This window comes from Kitasatospora sp. NPDC051702, from assembly GCF_040681575.1.
GTDB lineage: Bacteria > Actinomycetota > Actinomycetes > Streptomycetales > Streptomycetaceae > Kitasatospora.
The window spans coordinates 64,177-82,731 of the sequence record NZ_JBFAZB010000045.1; the positions used below are offsets into that span (position 1 = coordinate 64,177).

Consider the following 18,555-nt stretch of genomic DNA (forward strand, 5'->3'; position numbering starts at 1 on the left):
GAGGACGCCCCCGCACTGCTTCGGACACCGGCATCAGGCGCTGTCCCACGTGATCGTCATCCGAGGTCGAGGGATCGGCCGATGATCTCCTTCATGATCTCTGTCGTACCTGCGTAGATGCGGGTGACCCGGCTGTCCTGCCACGCCCGGGCGATCGGGTACTCGAGCATGTATCCGTATCCACCGTGCAGTTGGACGCATGCGTCCACGACCCTGCCCTGCAGTTCGGTGCACCACCACTTGGCCTTGGCGGCGTCGACGGCCGTCAGCTCGCCCTCGTTGAGCGCGACGACGCAGCGGTCCAGGTAGTGCTGGGCCACGTCGATCTCGGTGACCAGTTCGGCGAGCCGGTGTCGGATCACCTGCAGCGATCCGACGGGCTTGCCGAAGGCCTTGCGCTCGCGGACGTAGGCGGTGGTCCAGTCGAACGCGGCGGTGGCCTGTGCCAGGCCGGACACCGCGACGGAGATCCGCTCCTGCGCGAGGTTCCCGGTCAGGGCGAAGAAGCCCTCGCCCTCGGTTCCGAGCAGGTTGGCCACCGGTACCCGGGCGCCCGCGAAGGACAGTTCGGCGGTGTCCTGGGCGTGCAGTCCGACCTTCTCCAGTTTGCGACCGCGTTCGAAGCCCGGGGTGTCGCGTTCGACGACGATCAGGCTCAGGCCGCGGTGCGGGTGATCGCCGGTGCGGACCGCGACGATCACCAGGTCGGCGTTGATTCCGTTGGTGATGAAGGTCTTCGCGCCGTCGATGACGTAGTGGTCGCCGTCGCGGACCGCCTTCGTGCGGATCCCGGACAGGTCGGATCCGGTGCCCGGCTCGGTCATGGCGACTGCGGTGATCAGTTCACCGGAGGCGATGCCGGGAAGCCAGCGGGTCTTCTGCTCATCGGTGGTGGATTCGAGGAAGTAGGGCATGCAGATGTCGGCGTGCAGTGCAGGGCCGAGCAACGCTGGGAAGACCGCCGCTCGGGCCGCCTCCTCCTGCAGGACGACGTTGTACCGGAAGTCGCTGGTACCCGCACCGCCGAACTCCTCGGGAACGGCGATGCCGAGCGCGCCGAGGCGGCCCAACCCGGTGAACAACTCGCGCGGCACGATGCCGGCCTTCTCCCAGTCCGCGAAGTGGGGCACGACTTCCTTGTCCAGGAAGGTCCGCACGCTCTCGCGGTAGGCCTCGTGCTCGGCGTCGAACAGGATCCGTTCCACTTGTGTCTCCGAGTGTTCGCAGGGTGAAGAGGAGTCTCGAAGGTCCGCGCGGAGCGCGGTGTCAGATCACGAACCCGCCGCCGCAGACCAGGGTCTGCCCGCTGACGTAGTCCGACTCGGGGATACAGAACAGGTACACCGAGCCCGCGGCCTCCGCCGGGGTGCCCGCACGGCCGAGCGGGATCGCGTGCTCCATCGCGGACATCAGGTCGGGGCTGACGCCGACCTTGATCTCCTTGCCCTGCACGTCGATCGTTCCGTCACCGGCGGGGGTCTCCGTCAGTCGGGTCCTGATCAGCCCGAACGCCACCGTGTTGACCGTCACGTTGTAGCGGCCCCACTCCTTGGCCAGGGTCCTGGTCAGGCCGGTGATCCCGGCCTTCGCGGCAGCGTAGTTGGCCTGGCCGGCGTTGCCGCCGAGACCGGCGATCGAGGAGATGTTGACGACCTTGCGGCACGGCACCGGCTCACCGACCTGCGCGGCATGCTTGGCTGCGGCGGAGATCACCGGCTGCGCGGCCCGCAGGATCCGGAACGGCGCCTTGAGGTGCACGTCCAGGATGGCGTCCCACTGCTCATCGGTCATCTTCTGGATGACGCCGTCCCAGGTGTAGCCGGCGTTGTTGACGATGATGTCCAGCCCGCCGAAGGTGTCTGCGGCCGTCTGCACGAAGTGCTCGGCGAAGCCCTTCTCGGTGACGCTGCCCGGGCAGGCCACCGCCTGCCCGCCGGTGGCCTCGATCGCGGCCACGGTCTCCTTGGCCGGCCCGGCGTCCAGGTCGTTGACCACGACGGCGGCGCCGTCGGCGGCCAGCTTGAGGGCGATCTCGCGGCCGATGCCGCGGCCCGAGCCGGAGATGACGGCGACCTTGCCGTCGAGCTTTCCCATGCGGATCACGTACCTTTCAGTCCAGCGCGACGACGGCGTCGCCGGCGAGGGTGAGGGTGCCGTCGTCCAGGGCGACGGTGAGGGCGAGCGTGGCCAGGCCGCCCTCGACGGACACGACGCCGGCGGTGCAGGTCACGGAGGCGTGCACGGGGGTGAGGGCGGCGAAGCGCACCCGGTAGGAGCGGATCCGTTCCTGCGGCACCCAGTCGGTGAGCAGCCGCGCCAGGTAGGCCATGGACAGCATCCCGTGTGCGAACACGTCGTCCAGGCCGGCGGACCTCGCGACGTCGAGGTCGATGTGGATCGGGTTGTGGTCGCCGGACGCGCCCGCGAACAGCGCCAGCGCGGTCCGGGAGATCGGCGCGATGTGCAGTGCGGGCAGCTCGGTGCCGACCTCGATGATCTTCGGGATCGTCACTGAGTCACCTCCGGGTTGCGCACCACGAGGACGCCCTGCATCTCGGCGATCAGCTCGGTTCCGCGGTGGACCTCGGTCTGCTTGACGAGGAAGTCCAGCGCGCCGCCCTTCTTGCTGTACACGTCGACGATGCGTGGTTGCAGGGTGAGGGTGTCACCCGCGTGGGCCGGTCGGTGGTAGGTGAACGCCTGCTCGCCGTGCAGTACCCGACGCAGGTCCACGCCCAGGGAGGTGAGGTAGCCGAATGGGTCGGGCGCCTCCAGTTCCAGGCTGAAGAAGAACGTCGGCGGAACCGGCAAGTCCCGGTGACCGGCCCGCCCGGCGGCATCCACATCCGTGTAGACGGGGTCCGTCTGACCGGTGGCCTTGGCGAAGAAGCGCAGTCGGCCGCGCTCCACCTGGACGGTGATCGGATCGAGCGCCAGCTTCATGGCCGCCGCTGTGTCGATCGCCATCGCTCAGCCCACCTTCTGGTAGAGCGTCACCACGGCGGCACCGCCGAGGCCGATGTTGTGCTGCAACGCCACGGTCGCGCCGTCCACCTGCCGCGCCTCGGCGTGGCCGCGCAGTTGCCACGCCAGCTCGGCGCACTGGGCCAGCCCGGTCGCGCCCAGCGGGTGGCCCTTCGACAGCAGGCCGCCGGAGGGGTTGGTGACCACGCGGCCGCCGTAGGTGTTGTCGCCATCGCAGACGAACCTCTCCGCCGTGCCCTCCGGCGTCAGTCCGAGCGCCTCGTACGTGAGCAACTCGTTCGTGGTGAAGCAGTCGTGCAGCTCGACGACGCGGACGTCCTGCGGCCCGATGCCGGCCTGCTCGTAGACCTGTTTCGCCGCGGCTTTCGCCATGTCGTAGCCGACGACCCTGCGCATGTCCGTGTCCGCGAAGGTCGACGGGAAGTCCGTGGTCATCGCCTGGGCCGTGATCGCCACGTCGCTGGGCAGCCCGTGCCGCCGTGCGAACTCCTCGGTACACAGGACGGCCGCCGCCGCGCCGCAGGTCGGAGGGCAGCACTGCAGCCGGGTGAGCGGTCCGTAGATCCGCGGTGAGGCGAGCACCTCCTCGACCGTCACCGGCTCGCGGAACACCGCGTACGGGTTGTTCGCCGCGTGCCTGCGCGCCTTGACCGCGATCTTGGCGAAGGTGTCCTCGGCCAGGCCGTACTCCCTGGCGTAGGCCGCGCCGGCACCGCCGAAGTACTGCGCCGCGAACGGGGCGTCCGATTCCCCCTGCACTGCGAGGGCCACCTCGTCGAAACGAGCGAAAGGGCTGGTCCGGTCCTGCCAGTGCGACGCCAACGCGCCGCGCTGCATCTGCTCGAAGCCCAGGGCGAGCACGCAGTCCGCCGTTCCGCTCTCGATCGCCTGCCGGGCCAGGAAGAGTGCCGAGGACCCGGTCGAGCAGTTGTTGTTCACGTTCACGATCGGGATGCCGCTCTGGCCCACGCCGTACAGGGCGGCCTGGCCGCAGGTCGAATCGCCGTACACGTAGCCGACGTACGCCTGCTGCACCAGGGCGTAGTCGATCCCTGCGTCGGCAAGCGCGGTCCGCGCCGCCTTCTCACCCATCACGTCATAGGACTCGCTCTTCCTCGGGGTCGTGAAGGGGATCATCCCCACGCCCGCAACGATCACCCTCGATGCCATGCCAGCTCCAGCCTTCCGGTCCATCTGTTGCGCTGGAGACTACTGGTGATTCACTTACTGGGGAAGATGCCTCTTTCCAGTGGAGTAAACCCGGTCGATTTGGTAGATATGGACTTTCATGTATTCACTTAGGAAGGCGTCCACCGCCAGGGTCGGGGTCTGCGGCGCGTTGTGGTCGGTGACGTGACGCAGCAAACGCCGGCCTGCTACCGGGCGCGCCCGGGAGGTCTCGCGGCGGCTCCGGCTCAGACAGGGCGGAACGGACACACACACCCCGACCGGCCACGCGAGACGGGAACCCGGAAGGCGGGAAACGGACCGGGGGGCAACCACCCCCCGAAGCGGAGGACCCTCCCGAGTCGGGCTCCGCCGCCGCGGACTCCGGGCGCGGCGACGGCGACAGAGTGTCAGAGACGTAACCAAAGAACTGCCATGTCCTCAGCTGCGGCCAGGTGTACCCCCACTTGGATAATCAGCGCTTCATCGGCCTGTCGCCTCACAGAACGGGATGGGGAATGCAACCGATTTCCACGGATACGACCAGCCCCGCTTCCGCAGCTCAGTCGTCCTTCCCGCTACGGCGGGTGAAGCTCACGCCATTGATCGCGCTGATCTTCTTCAGCGTCTCCGGCGGTGCGTACGGCATCGAGAAGCTGTTCTCCACCTCGGGGCCCGGGATGGGCCTGCTGCTGCTCGTGGCCACCCCGCTGATCTACGGCATCCCGCACGCCCTGGTCTGTGCCGAACTCGGCACAGCCATCCCCGTCGAAGGCGGCCACTACCACTGGGTCCGACGCGGACTGGGGAAGTTCTGGGGGTTCCAGCAGGGCGTGCTGAGCTGGGTGTGCAGCTTCGTGGACATGGCCGTCTATCCTGTCCTGTTCACCAGCTACCTCCAGTCCATGGTCGCCTCGGTCGCACCGGGCAAACACGTGCTGTTCTCCATCGGCGCCATCAGGATCGACCTGAACTGGATGATCTGCCTCGCGGTCATCGCGACGTTCACGCTGCTCAACCTGATGGGTGCGGCCTGGATCGGCGGCTCCTCGGTCGTGTTCGCCGTCATCTGTCTGACTCCCATGCTGCTGCTGACCGTCGTCGGCCTCGCTCATCTCGCGACCGACGGCGTCAGCCCCGTAGCGCCGTTGACGAGCGCGCCCGACCAATCGGCCTGGAACGCGTTCGGCGCCGGGCTCTTCATCGCGATGTGGAACTACAGCGGCTGGGACGCCGTATCGACGGTCGCCGGCGAGATGGAGAACCCCCGCGCACACCTGCCCAGGGCACTCGCCGTCTCGGTGTTCCTGATCACCATCGGCTACCTGCTGCCGGCGATCGCCTCCCTGTCCGTCGGCGCCGACGGCTCGGCCGGGTGGCGGAGTTGGGAGAGTGGCTCCTTCTCCAGCGTGGCCGAGTCGCTGGCCGGACCATGGCTGCAGGTCACCGTCACGGTCGGCGGCATGTTCGCCTCGGCGGCCATGTTCTCCGCCCTGCTCACCACCAACTCGCGCCTGCCCTTCGCCCTGGCCGAAGACGGCTACTTCCCCCCGTGGCTCGCCAAGCGGAGCGCCCGGAGGCAGGTCCCCGTCGTCTCGGTCGTCGGCTCGGCCGCGATATACGCTCTGTTCTGCCTGAGCAGCTTCAGCAATCTGATCATCGTGGACGTCTTCCTGACCAACCTCGCGCTGCTGATGCAGGTCGCAGCGCTTCTGGCGCTTCGCGTACGGGAGCCGGACCTGGAACGGCCCTACCGCATCCCCGGAGGAGCCCTCTCGCTGGTCCTGATCACCACGGCGCTGACCGGCGTCACCGCATGGGCGGCATGGCAGCAGTACATGGAGAACGGCACCCAGGCGGTCACCTACTGCCTCGTCGCCGTGGCCGGCTCCAGCCTCCTCTACTTTCCGCTCGCCCGTCGCCGCAAGAGGGCCGCCGCCGTCGCCGGGATCTGACACCAAGAGGGTCCTGACGGCGCCGGAACGACGTTCCATCAGGAACGTTGCTCCGAAGGTCAATGAGCGAGCAACCCGATGCCGATGCGACAGATGGAGGCGGCGACAGGGGTACGCGGCGGCCGGCCCCACCCGAAGGCCCCCGGGACAACTGCTGTTCCGCTGCTCGGCCTGCTCGATCCCACCGCCGCACGAAGCCGCCGTCGCGGCGTTCCCGTCGCCCGCACCGTCCGGTGCCACACCCCCGGAGGTGCGGTGTCCGAACGGCAGGTCAACCCGCGCCGGAGCCCGCGTGAGCGGGCAGCGCGACACCGGGCGCACGCCACGTGGAGAACATCCGACGCCACGCGGGGCGATCGCGGCCGCCAGGGATCATCAATGCCTCTATTGACACATCCTTGCCTCAATATATCCTTTGCTGTGTCCACCTTCTGAGGCGGCAGCAGGTCCCGCTCCCCTGCCTGCCGCGCTCGACCCTGAGGAACACCTCCCTCCCCGTCCCCCGGCGGGGTGGTCGGTTGCCGCACTTCCCGGCGCGGTGCCCCCCAGCCCTCAGTGAACGAATGCACGCATCGCTGCGTGCAGCCCGAAGGTGCGCTTCGTGTTTCGCCACGCAGCGGGCAGTCCGACACCGACTTCGGTGTCCGGCCGCCGACATGATCGGTGAGGTCCGCCGGTCGCGCTCCCACGCCGCGGCCGGCGGACCGATCATCTCGACCGGAACCAGTTCACCCCCACGTACGAACGAATCCCGCGTCAGATCGCAGATGGGTTGACCACCATGAGCATGCAACGCCGAAATCTTCTGAAGGCCCTCGGGCTCGGCATACCCGCCGCGGCCGTCCTGGGCGCCACCGCAGTGCCCACCGCCGAAGCGGGCGTTTCCTCAGCCAGGAACGTCCCAGCCGTCGACCGGCCGGACGTGATCGTGATCGGTGCCGGCATCAGCGGTTTGTCCGCAGCCCGCTACCTCGCCGACCGCGGCGAGGACGTCCTGGTCCTCGAAGCCCGGGATCGGATCGGAGGCCGGATCTGGACCAGCGCGCGCTGGTCCGACTCACCCTCCGACATGGGGGCGTCCTGGATCCACGGCGTCACCAACAATCCGATCAGCGCACTCGCCGCGCAGGCAAAGGCCAGGACCGTACCGACGAACAACGACAGCACCACCTACTACCTGCCCTCCGGCAGCCCCGCCACCGCCGCTCAGGTCCAGGCCCTCAACAGCTGGGCCGCCAAGACCGCGAACGCCCTCACGTCGTACCAGGACACGCAGGACTCGGACGCCTCCGTCCGCTCGGTCGTCCAGAAGGCCCTCGGCTGGTCCTCCCTCTCCGAGTACGACAAGGCCCTGCTCGGCTACGACCTGAACGACTACGAGCACGAGTACTCCGGCAGCATCGACCGGATGTCGGCCCTGAACTTCGACAGCGACGCCGACCTCAAGGGCGGCGACGTGGTGTTCCCCCAGGGGTACCACCAGATCACGGACCTGCTTGCCGCAGGACTCTCCATCCAGACCGGGCAGGTCGTCGAACGCGTCGACTGGAACTCCACCGGCGTGACCGTCACCACCGACCAGGCCGTGTTCCAGGCCGACCACGTGGTGGTGACCCTTCCGCTCGGTGTGCTTCAGAGCGGAAGGGTGACCTTCGGCCCCGGCCTGCCCGCGACCAAGCGCACCGCCATCGGCAAGCTCGGCATGGGCGTCCTCAACAAGTGCTACCTGCGCTTCCCCCGCACGTTCTGGCCCGGTACCGACTGGCTCGGGTACGTGCCGGCCTCGGCCAAGTACGGCCAGTGGGCACAGTGGGTGAACGTGACCCGCACGAACGGGCAACCGGTACTGCTCGGCTTCAACGCCGGCGACTTCGGCCGCTCCGTCGAGAGCTGGAGCGACGCCCGGATCGTCGACAGCGCCATGGGCACGCTCAAGACGATCTTCGGCGGTGCGATCCCCGCTCCGATCGACTACCAGATCACCCGGTGGGCGTCCGACCCCTACTCCCTGGGCTCCTACTCCTACAACGGGGTCGGCTCCACGCCGGCCATGCGCGATCAGCTCGCGGCCGCCGTGGGCAGCCGGGTCCACTTCGCGGGCGAGGCGACCAGCCGGACCTCCTTCGCCACGACCCACGGCGCCTACCAGTCGGGCATACGTGCCGCCAGGGAAGTCCTGGCCTGAGCCAGGACTTCCCTGGAGTCCCGGGTTTCGGCCCGCCCCTACAAGCGGGCCGAAACCCGCTCCACCGGCCGGTCCGACCGACGGGCGACGGAGTGCCGCGGAAAGCCGAGCCCCTCATATCGTCCTGCACGTCTTCGCACCTCACAGCCCCGCAAGGCGTGCCCTCACTGAGCCACGACGCACACGGAAGCAGGTCTGAAGTGACCACGCCCATCACGGTCAACGGCGGTGTCTCCCACTGGTACTCCGCACTCGGCCTCCCCGTCCCGCGTCCCGCTCTCGAAGGCTCCACCGAGGTCGACGTCGCCGTCGTCGGCGGTGGCTACACCGGCCTGTGGACGGCCTACTACCTCAAGCAGGCCGAACCGGGCCTTCGCATCGCGGTCCTGGAGGGACACTTCTGCGGCTACGGCGCGTCGGGCCGCAACGGTGGCTGGCTCTACAACGGCTTCGCGGGCCGCTCCGTCTTCGCCCGGCAGTACGGCAAGCCGCGCGCCATCGCGATGCAGCGGGAGATGAACGCCGCCGTGGACGAGGTGTTGCGTGTGTGCGCAGTCGAGGGCATCGACGCCGACCAGGTCAAGGGCGGTGTTCTGGAAGTCGCCCGCACCCCTGCCCAGGTGGAGCGGCTGGACGCGTTCGTCGCCGGCGAGCATGCCTTCGGAGAGGCGGCGGTGCAGCGGCTGAGCGCCACCGAGGCGTCGGAACGGATCGCGGTCGACGGAGTCCTGGGGGCGAGTTGGACCCCGCACGGCGCCCGGATCCAGCCAGCGAAGCTGGTCCACGGGCTCGTAGAAGCGGTCCGGCGCATGGGCGTGGAAGTCTACGAGCAGACCCTCGTCACCGAGATCATCCCGGCAACCGGCCCGGTTCCCGCCCGAGCGATCACCCCGCAGGGCGCCGTCTCGGCACGGTACGTGCTTCGTTGCACCGAGGGGTTCACCGCGAATCTGCGCGGCGAGAAGCGATCCTGGCTGCCGATGAACTCCTCGATGATCGTCACCGCTCCGCTCCCCGCGTCGTTCTGGGAGTCCGTGGGCTGGGTGGCCGGTGAGACCTTGGGAGACTTCGCCCACGCGTACATGTACGCCCAGCGCACCGCGGACGATCGCATCGCTCTCGGAGGCCGCGGCCATCCCTATCGGTTCGCGTCCCGGACCGACGATGACGCAGCCACACCGCACAGGACCGTCGAGCAGCTGAGCCGGATCCTCACCCACTTCTTCCCCGCGGCACGTGACGTGGCAGTCGAGCACGCGTGGTCGGGCGTGCTCGGCGTTCCGCGCGACTGGTGCAGCACGGTCAGGCTGGACCGAGGCACCGGCCTGGGCTGGGCCGGAGGCTACGTGGGCAGCGGTGTCACCACCGCCAACCTCGCCGCGCGCACCCTGCGGGACCTGATCCTCGAGGAGCGGACGGAACTCACCGGGTTGCCGTGGGTCGACCACCGGGTCCGCAAGTGGGAACCCGAGCCGCTGCGCTGGATCGGTGTGCACGGTCTCTACGCCGCCTACCACTTCGCCGATGCACAGGAGCGCGGAGGCCGGCCCCGTACCTCGCCGGTGGCGCGGGTCGCCGACGTGATCTCCGGCCGACACTGACGTTGCCACGTCGACGGGCGTTCGGTTCCGCATGTCGCCTTCAGGCTGACCCCGCCTTCCCGGGGCGGGCCGGAGGACAGTCTCGAATCCGATCAACCACCAGCCGCAGGTGACGAAGCGGCAGGGAACATCACGCCGTGACGGCACGAAATGGTTCTGCGTCCCGACCTTCACGCAGACACCCGAACCACACAGATGAGCAGGCGTCATCACACCGGTTCGCAAGAGACCCGCTACAGCGATCACCACACCCAGGAGCCTCCGTGACCATCGTCCTCCACCGCGCCGACCGAACGGACCTCGGAGCGCCTCTGCCCAAACCGACGAGCACCACAGTGGGCCAGGTCGAGGCCGCACTCGTGGTCTGGGAAGGCACGGAAGGCGTGGAGACCGGCGTATGGGAGGCCAGCACCGGCACCTTCACCGCCAGTCGGGACGGCTACCACGAGGTCTGCCAGATCCTCTCGGGCCGGGCGACCGTGACGCAGACCGGAGGCACGCCGGTGGAGATCGGCCCCGGTGACACCCTGATCACGCCTGCCGGATGGACGGGTGTCTGGGAAGTGCACGAAAGGCTGCGGAAGACCTACGTCATCGTATCCGCGCCTCGCCGCCTGTGAAGCACCAGCCAGTACGTCTCCGTCCGCCCGCGCCATTCGCGGGTGCTTGACCTCAGCCGCGGAACGATGGTGCCCTCGGCGTCGAGCCCGCGTCGAAACCACGCCTCTGCTGAGGCGACCGGCCAGCAGACCGTTGGCAGCGTGCCGGCGACCTGCAGGGGGGTGCGTCCGCGGCTGGAGGTGAGGGCGGTGTGGCTGCACGCGGGACGCGCGAGGTGCCGTCGCCCGAGGACCGGTGCCCTCGCGGTGCCGATCGCGTCGTCGACGGACCCGGGAGATTGCCGTGCCGTCCATCGGGTGCACGGTTGATGAGGCTACTGACGGGGGAACGGGCGGGTGGAGCGCTGTACTCCACCCGTACGGACGGCCCGCGCCCGTCCTCCTCCACCGCTCCCTCGATCTGGTAGGCGGCGGTGGCAGCACCCCAGCGGAACCCCGCTGGCAGGTCGAAACGATCGGGCATGACAGCCTCCAGCAAGAATATGAGGAGCCCTCATGTTATCGACGCTTCACCGGAACGCCGGAGCACCGTCGACCGCGTGCCGGAGACCTCGCAGCCGGCCCACTCTGTGGTGGCTGAAGCCCGGCAGGGGAACAGCGGCCTCCTGTCGGATCTCCTCGAGGGGCATCGTTGACGTCGTATCAGGGTCGGTGCCCAGTCGGAGGGGCGATTCGCCGCCTCCGCATCCGGGCTGCCGCTGGGCCGAGCGGATCACCTGATCCTTCGTCAAGGCGACCTTCCCATAGGGGTGCCGAAGGCTTTCGGCCGGCCGGTGAAAGGGAGGCGGACGTGGCCATTGACGACGGGCCCGGCCACCCGGATCCTCTGCCCTACGGCCCGGCCACCGGCCCCGGCCGCACCGACGATCCGGGGGTGGTCACCGATGACGAACCAGTTGGCGGACGAGCGGATGCCGACATCGCTCAAGTGGGTGGTCGCGGGGGTCTGGCTGCACGCCGTCCTCAACGGTGCCGGTGGGATCTTCCTCTTCGTGCTGATTCACGGCCAGCACGGTAACGGCCTCGTCCTGGTGACGTTCATCGGCTTCCTCTCGATCGCGATCGGCGTCCTGCTCGGCATCTGCGCGGCCCTGGCGCCGGGTGGGGCCCGGTGGACCCGGAAGACCGTGCTGGTGATCGAGTGGCTCACGATCATCACCGGCGTGATCCAGCTCCTCGCCGGCGCGACCATCGCGCTGGTCGGCATCGCGATCGCGGGCATCATCGTCCTGGCGTACAGCTCCGCCGAGGGCAAGTAGTGGTTCACGGTCTGAAGTGGCCGACCGTCATCACCGGGCTTCCGATCCAAGGGCATGACGAGTGCTCATGGTGCCGGCGGACGGCCGGGACGCCGGAGGGGTCGGCCGGGCGGGTGCCGCCGGGGCTGCGGACGGGTCAGTCGACGACGACGGCCATCTTTCCCAGGGCCAGGCCGGCCTCCATCACCCGGTGGGCCTCGACGATCTCGTCGAAGCGGAAGATCCGGGTGGGGCGGGCCCGCAGGGTGCCGGCCTCCACCTGGGCGTAGATCTCGTCCAGTGGTACCTCCGAGAGGGGGAAGGCGGGGGTGCCCAGGACGAAGGCGCTGCCGAAGAAGCTGAGCCGGACACCGCTGGGCAGGTCGGCGATGGGGTTGAAGTCCGCTACCGGGGCGAGTCCGCCGAGGAAGCCGACCTGGCAGACCCGCCCGCGCGGCCCGACCGCGCGGAGCGAGTCGCGAAGGGCGGTGTTCCCGACGACGTCGAGCAGTGCGTCGACGGTGAGGCCGCGGCGCTCGACCTCCGCGGCCAGCTGCCCGTCGTCGATGAGCACGTCGGCGGCCCCGAGGTCCCTGAGCAGGGCCGTGTGGGCCGGGTTGCGGGTGGTGGCGAGCACCGTCGCGCCGTGGTGGACGGCGAGGTTGACGGCGGCCTGTCCGAGGGAGGAGGTCGCGCCCCGGACGAGCAGGGTCTCCCCGGCTCGGAGGGCCAGGTTGCCGTGCAGTGCGCTGTGGGCCGTGGCGTACACCTCCGGCACGGCGGCCAGGTCGGCCCAGGGCAGTGGCGAGTTCACCGCCACCACGTTGGTCGCGGGGACGGTGACCAGTTCGGCGTAGCTGCCGTTCCTGGTCCGGCCCATGCCGCCGAGGATCGCCACCACCTTGGCCCCGACGGGCAGTCGGCCCGATGGGTCGGCCTCGACGAGGCCGGCGCACTCGATCCCGGGGACGGCGGCCACCGGCCCCCAGGCGCCGCTCCGCATGTACGCCTCGGCGTGGTTGAGGCCGAAGGCCTTGACCCGGATGAGGATCTCGCCGGCGGCGGCCACCGGGTCGGGCAGTTCCGTGATCGTGAGGACCTCGGGGCCGCCGTGGGTGGAGATGACAATGGCCTTCATGTCCGAACCTCGTTCTTGAGTAGTCATTCAACTATGGGGCCGACGAAAGGGCCACCGCGTACGGTGGCCCGGGGTGCCGCGCCGTCAGGAGAGCGTGGCGAAGGCGTTGTCGACGATCGCCCGCAGGACCGTCTCGTCGGGATCGGCCTTGCCGACGACCATGAGCCCCTGGCACGTCGCGACCAGCAGCTTGGCGCTGCCTGCCGGGTCGACCGAAGCCCGTACCTCGCCCCGGCGGACGGCGTTCTCCAGGGCGTGGGTCATGCACCGCTCCAGGCGTGCCAGGTGGCCGCGCACGACGGCCGCCGCGGCGTCGTCCTCCGCGGCGTTCTCGATGGCCGTGTTCACCAGGAGGCAGCCCTGGCGCCCCTCGGGGCTGAGCAGGTCGCGCACCAGCCCGTCGAAGTAGCCGCGGACCTCCGCCACCGACGCGCCCGGCGTGTCCAGCTCGCCGAGTTTCTGCGGCACGACCAGCTTGGAGTAGCGCTCCAGCGACTTCACGAAGAGCGAGTGCTTTCCGCCGGGGAACGCGCTGTAGATGCTGCCGGGCTTGACGCCCGAGGCCTTGACCAGGTCCTCGATGGAGGTGGCCCGGTACCCGCGCTCCCAGAACCGGAGCATCGCCTGGTTCAGCAGGGCGTCGGGGTCGAACTCGCGCGGTCGGGGCATGGGGGAAACATACCTGAGCGACCATTCAAGAACAAGGGTCGGCCGGGCGCGGAACACGCCTCCGGCCCGGAAACGCCGCGGGCCCGGGCCGCCCGATGGCGGCCGGGGCCCGCGGTGTCACGTCGGGTGCCGGATGGATCAGCCCTCGCGGGTCTCGCCCCAGGGCTCCGAGGAGTGCGGGTCGCAGTCGATCCGGAGCTCCAGGCAGTTCACCTGCTCCACGTTCTGCGCGTGGTCGACCGAGCGGTACTCGACCGTGTGCGTGCCGTCGCCGCTCACGGTGAACGGCCCGGTGTAGCGCGTCCACTCCCCGCCGTCGATCCGGTAGTCGGTCATCGCGACGCCGCTGATGTCGTCGGTGGCGTCGAGGGTGACCGTGACGTCCGAGTGGTAGACGCCGTGCCGGTCGGGGTGCGGGTGGGTGCGCGCCGTGGTGACCGGCGGGAGGGTGTCGAGGGGCAGCTCCATGGCGGCGTCCTCGACGGTCATCTCGTTCTCCTCGGTGGGCGCCGGGGCGCCGCCCGTACCGGAGTGGGCGATCGAGCCGCCGCGCAGCTGGATGCTGCCCCAGTCGTCGTGCCCGGGCAGCAGGGTCTGCACCTTGTCGTTGTTGGTGTCGAACGCGACCGGGCTCTGGTTGATCATGCCGTCGCAGTCCCAGTCGACCTGCCCCGCACTGGCCTGGACGGTGACGAACCGGGAGCCCTGCAGGGTGTTCGGGCACCAGTGCATGACGTCGTAGCCGGCTGCGCTGGAGGGGAACTGGCGCTCGTTCAGCGAGGGTTCGTTGAGCGAGCCCACCTGCCGGGAGTAGTCCATGACCCCGGAGGTGGTGCCGATGGAGAGGCCGCCGAGCTGGTAGGAGTAGTTCATCACGCTGAAGTACTGCGGCTGGTGGTTGGGGGTGTCGGCGTTCCCCGCGTGCTTCAGGCCGAGGTTGTGCCCGAGCTCGTGCATGAACGTGCCGGCCTGCTGGTCGAGGTCGCCGACCTTGTTGGTGAAGCTGCCCAGGCTGACGATGAAGTCGCTGCTCGGGGCACCGGCGGCGATGCCGCTGTAGGTCACGCCGGGCTGCAGGTCGTGCGCCGACACGGCGTAGTGGAAGATCGAGCTCCGGCCGGTGCTGATGAAGCCGCCCTTGGCCGTCTTGAGCTTGTTGAAGTCGTCCCACAGGTAGCGCCCGCTGGCGTCCACCGTCCCGAGGTTGGCGGCCTCGGTCTGCTTCTTCGCCTTGCTGAGCGTGCCCCAGGTGGTGTTCTTGGCGAAGTCGAGGATGCTGTCCGGCCCCTCGTCGACGTGCAGGTTGATCCCCGTGGTCGGGCTGTGCCGGTTGTACGGCGAGTTCTTGAAGGAGTCGACCACCTTCCTGATCGCGTCACTGGTGAGCGCGTGGCTGTGGGTGTCGTCGGCCATCCAGTCCACCTGGACGAAGATGTCCGGCTTGTTGACGTCGGCGCCCATCGCCTTGAGGTCGATGAACTGCTCGGGGCTGCCGTCGCTGGGCTTGATGGTGACGCCGTTGCGCTTCCAGTCGTCCGGGATCCCGTCGCAGGTGGTGGAGTTGCAGTCGACGGTGAAGGTGACGGGGGTGAAGGGGTCGGTGCCCCCGGCGCGGTTCACCACGTAGCCGGTGGGCGCCGTCTGGGTGAAGGTGTTCGGCTGGTCGAGCGGGGCCGGGACGTTCCAGCCGAGCGTGATCACGGTGCCCTGGGCCTCGCCGGTCACCTGGTAGGTGACGGTTCCCGACGCTCCGGTGGAGCCGTTGCACACCCCGACGTTGAAGTCGCCGGTGCCGCCGAGGGCGTTGAGCCGTGCCGGCGGGTTCGAGTTGGCGCAGCCGGTGGTGACCTGGAGGTTGACGAGGGTCAGCTCGCGGTCGCTGCTGTTGACGAGGTTCACCCCGAGCAGGCCGCCCGCCCGGCGTGCGGCCGCGGCGGGGGCGATGGTCGCCACGAGGGTGAGCAGGACGAGGGCGAGCACGAGGAGGGGGGCGGGGCCGCGGTGCCGGAGGAGCCGCGGGAGCGCGGCGGCACCGAGTGGGTGAGCTGTCGTCATGCGGTCACCGTAGGTGTTCGTCCGTCGCGGACCTGTCATGCCCCGTCGAACAGTCACCCCGACGGACGCGCCGGTCACGCGGCCGATCGAGGTGCACCCGTCCGGGCCGCCGCGGCCCGCCGAAGCGGCCGACACGGCGGACGGTGACCGGGTGCTCCGGCTCGCGGCAGGCCGGGGCCGCCGTCCTCGGCCACTCATGGCAGATCGTCACCTACCGTGTCAAAGGGTCACCTGGCGAGCTCCCCTCGTGCCGGTCACCGCCGACGGGGCCCGCCACCACCCTCCCTCGTGTCGCTCTGACCTCCGATCACGCGCCCGGGACCCGGGCGGGATCGGCCCCGGACCTCCAGAAGGCAGAACCTCGTGCAGAAGATCACTCGGCTCGTCCTGGCCGCGGCCACCGCCCTCGCGGCGGCGACCGCGGGCGCCCCGTCGACCGCCGCGGCGTACGGCGGCGGCGACCAACCGCACGGCGGACACCACGCGGTGTTCGTCCAGACCGACAACCCGGCGGGCAACCAGGTCATCGCCTACCGGCGGTCCGACGACGGACGGCTCACCCCGGCCGGCACCTACGACACCCACGGCCTCGGCGGTGTGCTGGACGGATCCGTCGCCGACCACCTCGCCTCCCAGGGGTCGCTGACCTACGACCCGCGCCACGCCCTGCTGTACGCGGTGAACGCCGGAAGCGACACCGTCTCGGTCTTCTCCGTCGACGGCGACCGGCTCGCGCTGCGCCAGGTGGTCGGCTCCGGCGGTCGCTTCCCGGTGAGCGTCGCCGTGCACGACGACACCGTCTACGTCCTCAACGCGCTGGACGGCGGCTCGATCCAGGGCTTCACCGTCCGCGACGGCCGGCTCCACACCGAGGCCGACTGGAACCGCTGCCTCGGACTCGACCCGAACGCCACGCCCCAGTTCACCAACACCCCGGGCCAGGTGGGCTTCACCGGCGAGGGCTCCCAGCTCGTGGTCACCACCAAGGCGAACGGCAGCAGCCTCCTGGTGTTCAACCTGGACCGCTCGGGCGGCCCCGGCGACAGCCCCGTCACCACGGCCCTGCCCGGGGCCGTGCCGTTCGCGTTCGTCCCCAACGGCCCGCACGGCCTGTTCCTCGCCGAGGCCGGCACCAACGCCGTGGCCACGTTCGCGATCCACCGCGACGGCACCGCCTCGCAGGAGGCCTTCGCGGCCACCGGCCAGGCGGCCACCTGCTGGATCGTCGGGGTGCGCGACCTGCTCTACGCCTCCAACGCGGGCAGCTCCACCCTCACCGGCCTGCGCACCGCCGACCAGGGCCGACGGCTGACCGTCCTGGGCAACACGCCCACCGACCCGGGCACCGTGGACGCGGCGGTCTCCTCGAACGGCCGCTACCTCTACGCCCAGACCGGCGTCAACGGCGTCCTCGACGAGTTCGCGATCAACGGCGACGGCTCGCTGACCCGGATCGGCTCCCAGACCGTCCCCGGCGGCGCCGGCGGCGAGGGCGTCGTCGCCTTCTGAGCCATCGCTCGGCGGACCGCCCGGTCCGCTGTACGGAGGCCGCCCCGGAAACGGCCGGGGCGGCCTCCGCGTGCCGGGACGTCAGGGCCCGGCCGCCTTGGTCCGCTCGTAGTGGCGGGCCGCGCGGGCCCTGGTCCCGCAGCCGGCGGAGCACCACTCCCGGCGCGGATGGTTCTTGACGAAGTACAGGACGCAGCCGGGGGCCTGGCAGGCCCGCAGGTCGGCGGCCTGATCGCCGGTGAAGAGGTCGACGGCCTGCTGGGCGATCTCGGCGAGGGCGGTGGTGACGGGCGGCGTCGCGCTGCGCGCGAGGGCCGACGGCCGCTCCCCCCAGGACAGCTCCCGCCAGCGGGCCGCGGCGCGGACCCGCCGGTTCACCTCCGCGACCGCGTCCGACGGTGCCTCGCCGCCCCGGACCGCGACGCCCGCCAGGGCGCGGATCGCGTCCCTCAGTGCCCGCGTGGCGTGCAGTTCCCCGGCGCCGACCTCCAGCAGGTCGGCGTCCGTGCAGGGTTCGGCGAACCGCTCGCGGTTGTCGCGGAACCAGGCCGCCACGTGCTCGACCGTCTGCAGGCCGTCGACCAGGCGCCCGCGCACGGCGTACGTGGCGTTGGCCAGCTCGATGGGCAGCGGCTCTCCGAGCAGGGGAGCCCCGCCGTTCTCCAGGTCCTCAACCTTCACGACCTCATGGTAGCTCGGCCTTGCAACCGTGAGAAGAATCTGCCTACAGTTCTCACGGTTGCAGCGCCGAGCAACCGTAAGAACCTTCCGTTTCGTGTCCTTGGAGGATCACCGTGTCCCGACTCCCGATCATCGAGCCCGCCCACGCCCAGGCTCCCGCGGCCGGCTTGCTGGCCGCGGTCCAGAAGGCCCTCGGCGTCACGCCGAACATGACCAAGGTGATGGCCAACAGCCCGGCCGTGCTCAAGGGCTACCTGGAGTTCTCGGGCGCGCTCTCCGGCGGCGCGCTCTCCGCGGCGGTCCGCGAGGGCATCGCGCTCACCGTGGCCCAGGAGAACGCCTGCGACTACTGCCTCTCCGCCCACACCCACATCGCCACCAACCTCGCGGGGCTCACTCCCGAGGAGGCCGGGGCCGCCCGCCGCGCCGAGTCCGCCGACGTCAGGACCCGCGCGGCCCTGGTGCTCGCCGCCACCCTCGTCCGCACCCGCGGCGGCCTGGACGACACCGACCTCAAGGCGGCCCAGGACGCCGGCCTCACCGATGCCGAGGTCGCCGAGGTGATCGCCAACGTCGCGCTGAACGTCTTCACCAACTACTTCAACAAGGCCGCCGACGTCGACATCGACTGGCCCGAGGTCAGCCACCTGTCCTGAGTCCGGCTGCCGGTGGCCCGCCGCCCCACCGGCGGGGGGGGGGCCCGCCGCGGGACGCGGCGGCCCCCCGCCCGGGGGCACCTAGGCCCCCGCCGC

General features: G+C 70.1%; 17 protein-coding genes. 7 read left to right on the forward strand and 10 right to left on the reverse strand.

Translation table 11 applies throughout. The annotated features are described in order from the left end of the window. Positions 1-56 precede the first annotated feature (56 nt). From AB0N04_RS30185 to AB0N04_RS30205, 5 genes are all read right to left on the reverse strand, one after another. On the reverse strand, positions 57-1,205 hold the full coding sequence (locus AB0N04_RS30185; protein ID WP_360217542.1) for an acyl-CoA dehydrogenase family protein: 1,149 nt from the start codon (positions 1,203-1,205) through the stop codon (positions 57-59). Between the two features lie 61 nt (positions 1,206-1,266). Next, entirely contained in the window at positions 1,267-2,094 is an 828-nt protein-coding gene (locus AB0N04_RS30190) for an SDR family oxidoreductase (protein ID WP_360217544.1), read from the reverse strand. A 16-nt stretch (positions 2,095-2,110) separates the two neighbouring features. After that, positions 2,111-2,512, reverse strand: coding sequence for a MaoC/PaaZ C-terminal domain-containing protein (locus AB0N04_RS30195; protein ID WP_360217547.1), 402 nt, complete (start codon positions 2,510-2,512; stop codon positions 2,111-2,113). Then, positions 2,509-2,967: a MaoC family dehydratase N-terminal domain-containing protein gene (locus AB0N04_RS30200; RefSeq protein ID WP_360217550.1), complete on the reverse strand. Its 459-nt coding sequence runs from the start codon at positions 2,965-2,967 to the stop codon at positions 2,509-2,511. Before AB0N04_RS30200 ends, AB0N04_RS30195 begins: the two co-directional genes overlap by 4 nt. Positions 2,968-2,970: 3 nt before the next feature. After that, on the reverse strand, positions 2,971-4,155 hold the full coding sequence (locus tag AB0N04_RS30205) for a lipid-transfer protein (protein WP_360217553.1): 1,185 nt from the start codon (positions 4,153-4,155) through the stop codon (positions 2,971-2,973). A gap of 584 nt (positions 4,156-4,739) precedes the next feature. Between AB0N04_RS30205 and AB0N04_RS30210 the strand changes: the two genes are divergently transcribed. The 4 genes from AB0N04_RS30210 to AB0N04_RS30225 all read left to right on the forward strand — a co-directional run bounded on the left by AB0N04_RS30210 (position 4,740) and on the right by AB0N04_RS30225 (position 10,513). After that, a complete protein-coding gene (locus AB0N04_RS30210; RefSeq protein WP_360217555.1) occupies positions 4,740-6,107 on the forward strand; it encodes an APC family permease in 1,368 nt (455 codons plus the stop codon). Positions 6,108-6,888: 781 nt separating this feature from the next. Continuing rightward, entirely contained in the window at positions 6,889-8,292 is a 1,404-nt protein-coding gene (locus AB0N04_RS30215) for an FAD-dependent oxidoreductase (protein WP_360217558.1), read from the forward strand. A gap of 200 nt (positions 8,293-8,492) precedes the next feature. After that, a complete protein-coding gene (locus tag AB0N04_RS30220; protein WP_360217561.1) occupies positions 8,493-9,893 on the forward strand; it encodes an FAD-dependent oxidoreductase in 1,401 nt (466 codons plus the stop codon). Between the two features lie 263 nt (positions 9,894-10,156). Further along, complete coding sequence (locus AB0N04_RS30225; RefSeq protein ID WP_360217564.1) at positions 10,157-10,513, forward strand: cupin domain-containing protein; 357 nt, start codon at positions 10,157-10,159, stop codon at positions 10,511-10,513. A 52-nt stretch (positions 10,514-10,565) separates the two neighbouring features. Here AB0N04_RS30225 and AB0N04_RS30230 read toward each other — a convergent pair whose 3' ends face one another. Then, positions 10,566-10,976, reverse strand: a complete 411-nt coding sequence (locus AB0N04_RS30230; RefSeq protein WP_360217567.1) for a family 1 glycosylhydrolase — start codon at positions 10,974-10,976, stop codon at positions 10,566-10,568. A 421-nt stretch (positions 10,977-11,397) separates the two neighbouring features. On the opposite strand from AB0N04_RS30230, the gene AB0N04_RS30235 reads away from it, so the two are divergent. Beyond that, positions 11,398-11,772 (forward strand): hypothetical protein, encoded by a 375-nt coding sequence (locus tag AB0N04_RS30235; protein ID WP_360217570.1) that lies wholly within the window; start codon positions 11,398-11,400, stop codon positions 11,770-11,772. A 136-nt stretch (positions 11,773-11,908) separates the two neighbouring features. Here AB0N04_RS30235 and AB0N04_RS30240 read toward each other — a convergent pair whose 3' ends face one another. The 3 genes from AB0N04_RS30240 to AB0N04_RS30250 all read right to left on the reverse strand — a co-directional run bounded on the left by AB0N04_RS30240 (position 11,909) and on the right by AB0N04_RS30250 (position 15,613). Beyond that, positions 11,909-12,889, reverse strand: a complete 981-nt coding sequence (locus tag AB0N04_RS30240; protein ID WP_360217573.1) for a zinc-binding dehydrogenase — start codon at positions 12,887-12,889, stop codon at positions 11,909-11,911. An 84-nt stretch (positions 12,890-12,973) separates the two neighbouring features. Further along, positions 12,974-13,558, reverse strand: a complete 585-nt coding sequence (locus AB0N04_RS30245; protein WP_360217576.1) for a TetR/AcrR family transcriptional regulator — start codon at positions 13,556-13,558, stop codon at positions 12,974-12,976. A 138-nt stretch (positions 13,559-13,696) separates the two neighbouring features. After that, positions 13,697-15,613 (reverse strand): hypothetical protein, encoded by a 1,917-nt coding sequence (locus AB0N04_RS30250; protein ID WP_360217579.1) that lies wholly within the window; start codon positions 15,611-15,613, stop codon positions 13,697-13,699. A 363-nt stretch (positions 15,614-15,976) separates the two neighbouring features. Here AB0N04_RS30250 and AB0N04_RS30255 point away from each other — a divergent pair, with 363 nt between their 5' ends. Further along, positions 15,977-17,122: a beta-propeller fold lactonase family protein gene (locus tag AB0N04_RS30255; RefSeq protein ID WP_360217582.1), complete on the forward strand. Its 1,146-nt coding sequence runs from the start codon at positions 15,977-15,979 to the stop codon at positions 17,120-17,122. Positions 17,123-17,203: 81 nt separating this feature from the next. Here AB0N04_RS30255 and AB0N04_RS30260 read toward each other — a convergent pair whose 3' ends face one another. Continuing rightward, a complete protein-coding gene (locus tag AB0N04_RS30260; protein ID WP_360217585.1) occupies positions 17,204-17,803 on the reverse strand; it encodes an ABATE domain-containing protein in 600 nt (199 codons plus the stop codon). 113 nt (positions 17,804-17,916) lie between these two features. On the opposite strand from AB0N04_RS30260, the gene AB0N04_RS30265 reads away from it, so the two are divergent. Next, positions 17,917-18,459: a carboxymuconolactone decarboxylase family protein gene (locus AB0N04_RS30265; RefSeq protein WP_360217588.1), complete on the forward strand. Its 543-nt coding sequence runs from the start codon at positions 17,917-17,919 to the stop codon at positions 18,457-18,459. Positions 18,460-18,555: the final 96 nt, after the last annotated feature.

Coding starts and splice junctions, on each gene's coding strand:
- AB0N04_RS30190 (WP_360217544.1), bottom strand. CDS start 2,094: ATGGGAAAGCTCGACGGCAAGGTCGCCGTCATCTCCGGCTCGGGCCGC.
- AB0N04_RS30200 (WP_360217550.1), bottom strand. CDS start 2,967: ATGGCGATCGACACAGCGGCGGCCATGAAGCTGGCGCTCGATCCGATC.
- AB0N04_RS30205 (WP_360217553.1), bottom strand. CDS start 4,155: ATGGCATCGAGGGTGATCGTTGCGGGCGTGGGGATGATCCCCTTCACG.
- AB0N04_RS30215 (WP_360217558.1), top strand. CDS start 6,889: ATGAGCATGCAACGCCGAAATCTTCTGAAGGCCCTCGGGCTCGGCATA.
- AB0N04_RS30230 (WP_360217567.1), bottom strand. CDS start 10,976: ATGCCCGATCGTTTCGACCTGCCAGCGGGGTTCCGCTGGGGTGCTGCC.
- AB0N04_RS30235 (WP_360217570.1), top strand. CDS start 11,398: ATGACGAACCAGTTGGCGGACGAGCGGATGCCGACATCGCTCAAGTGG.
- AB0N04_RS30240 (WP_360217573.1), bottom strand. CDS start 12,889: ATGAAGGCCATTGTCATCTCCACCCACGGCGGCCCCGAGGTCCTCACG.
- AB0N04_RS30245 (WP_360217576.1), bottom strand. CDS start 13,558: ATGCCCCGACCGCGCGAGTTCGACCCCGACGCCCTGCTGAACCAGGCG.
- AB0N04_RS30250 (WP_360217579.1), bottom strand. CDS start 15,613: ATGACGACAGCTCACCCACTCGGTGCCGCCGCGCTCCCGCGGCTCCTC.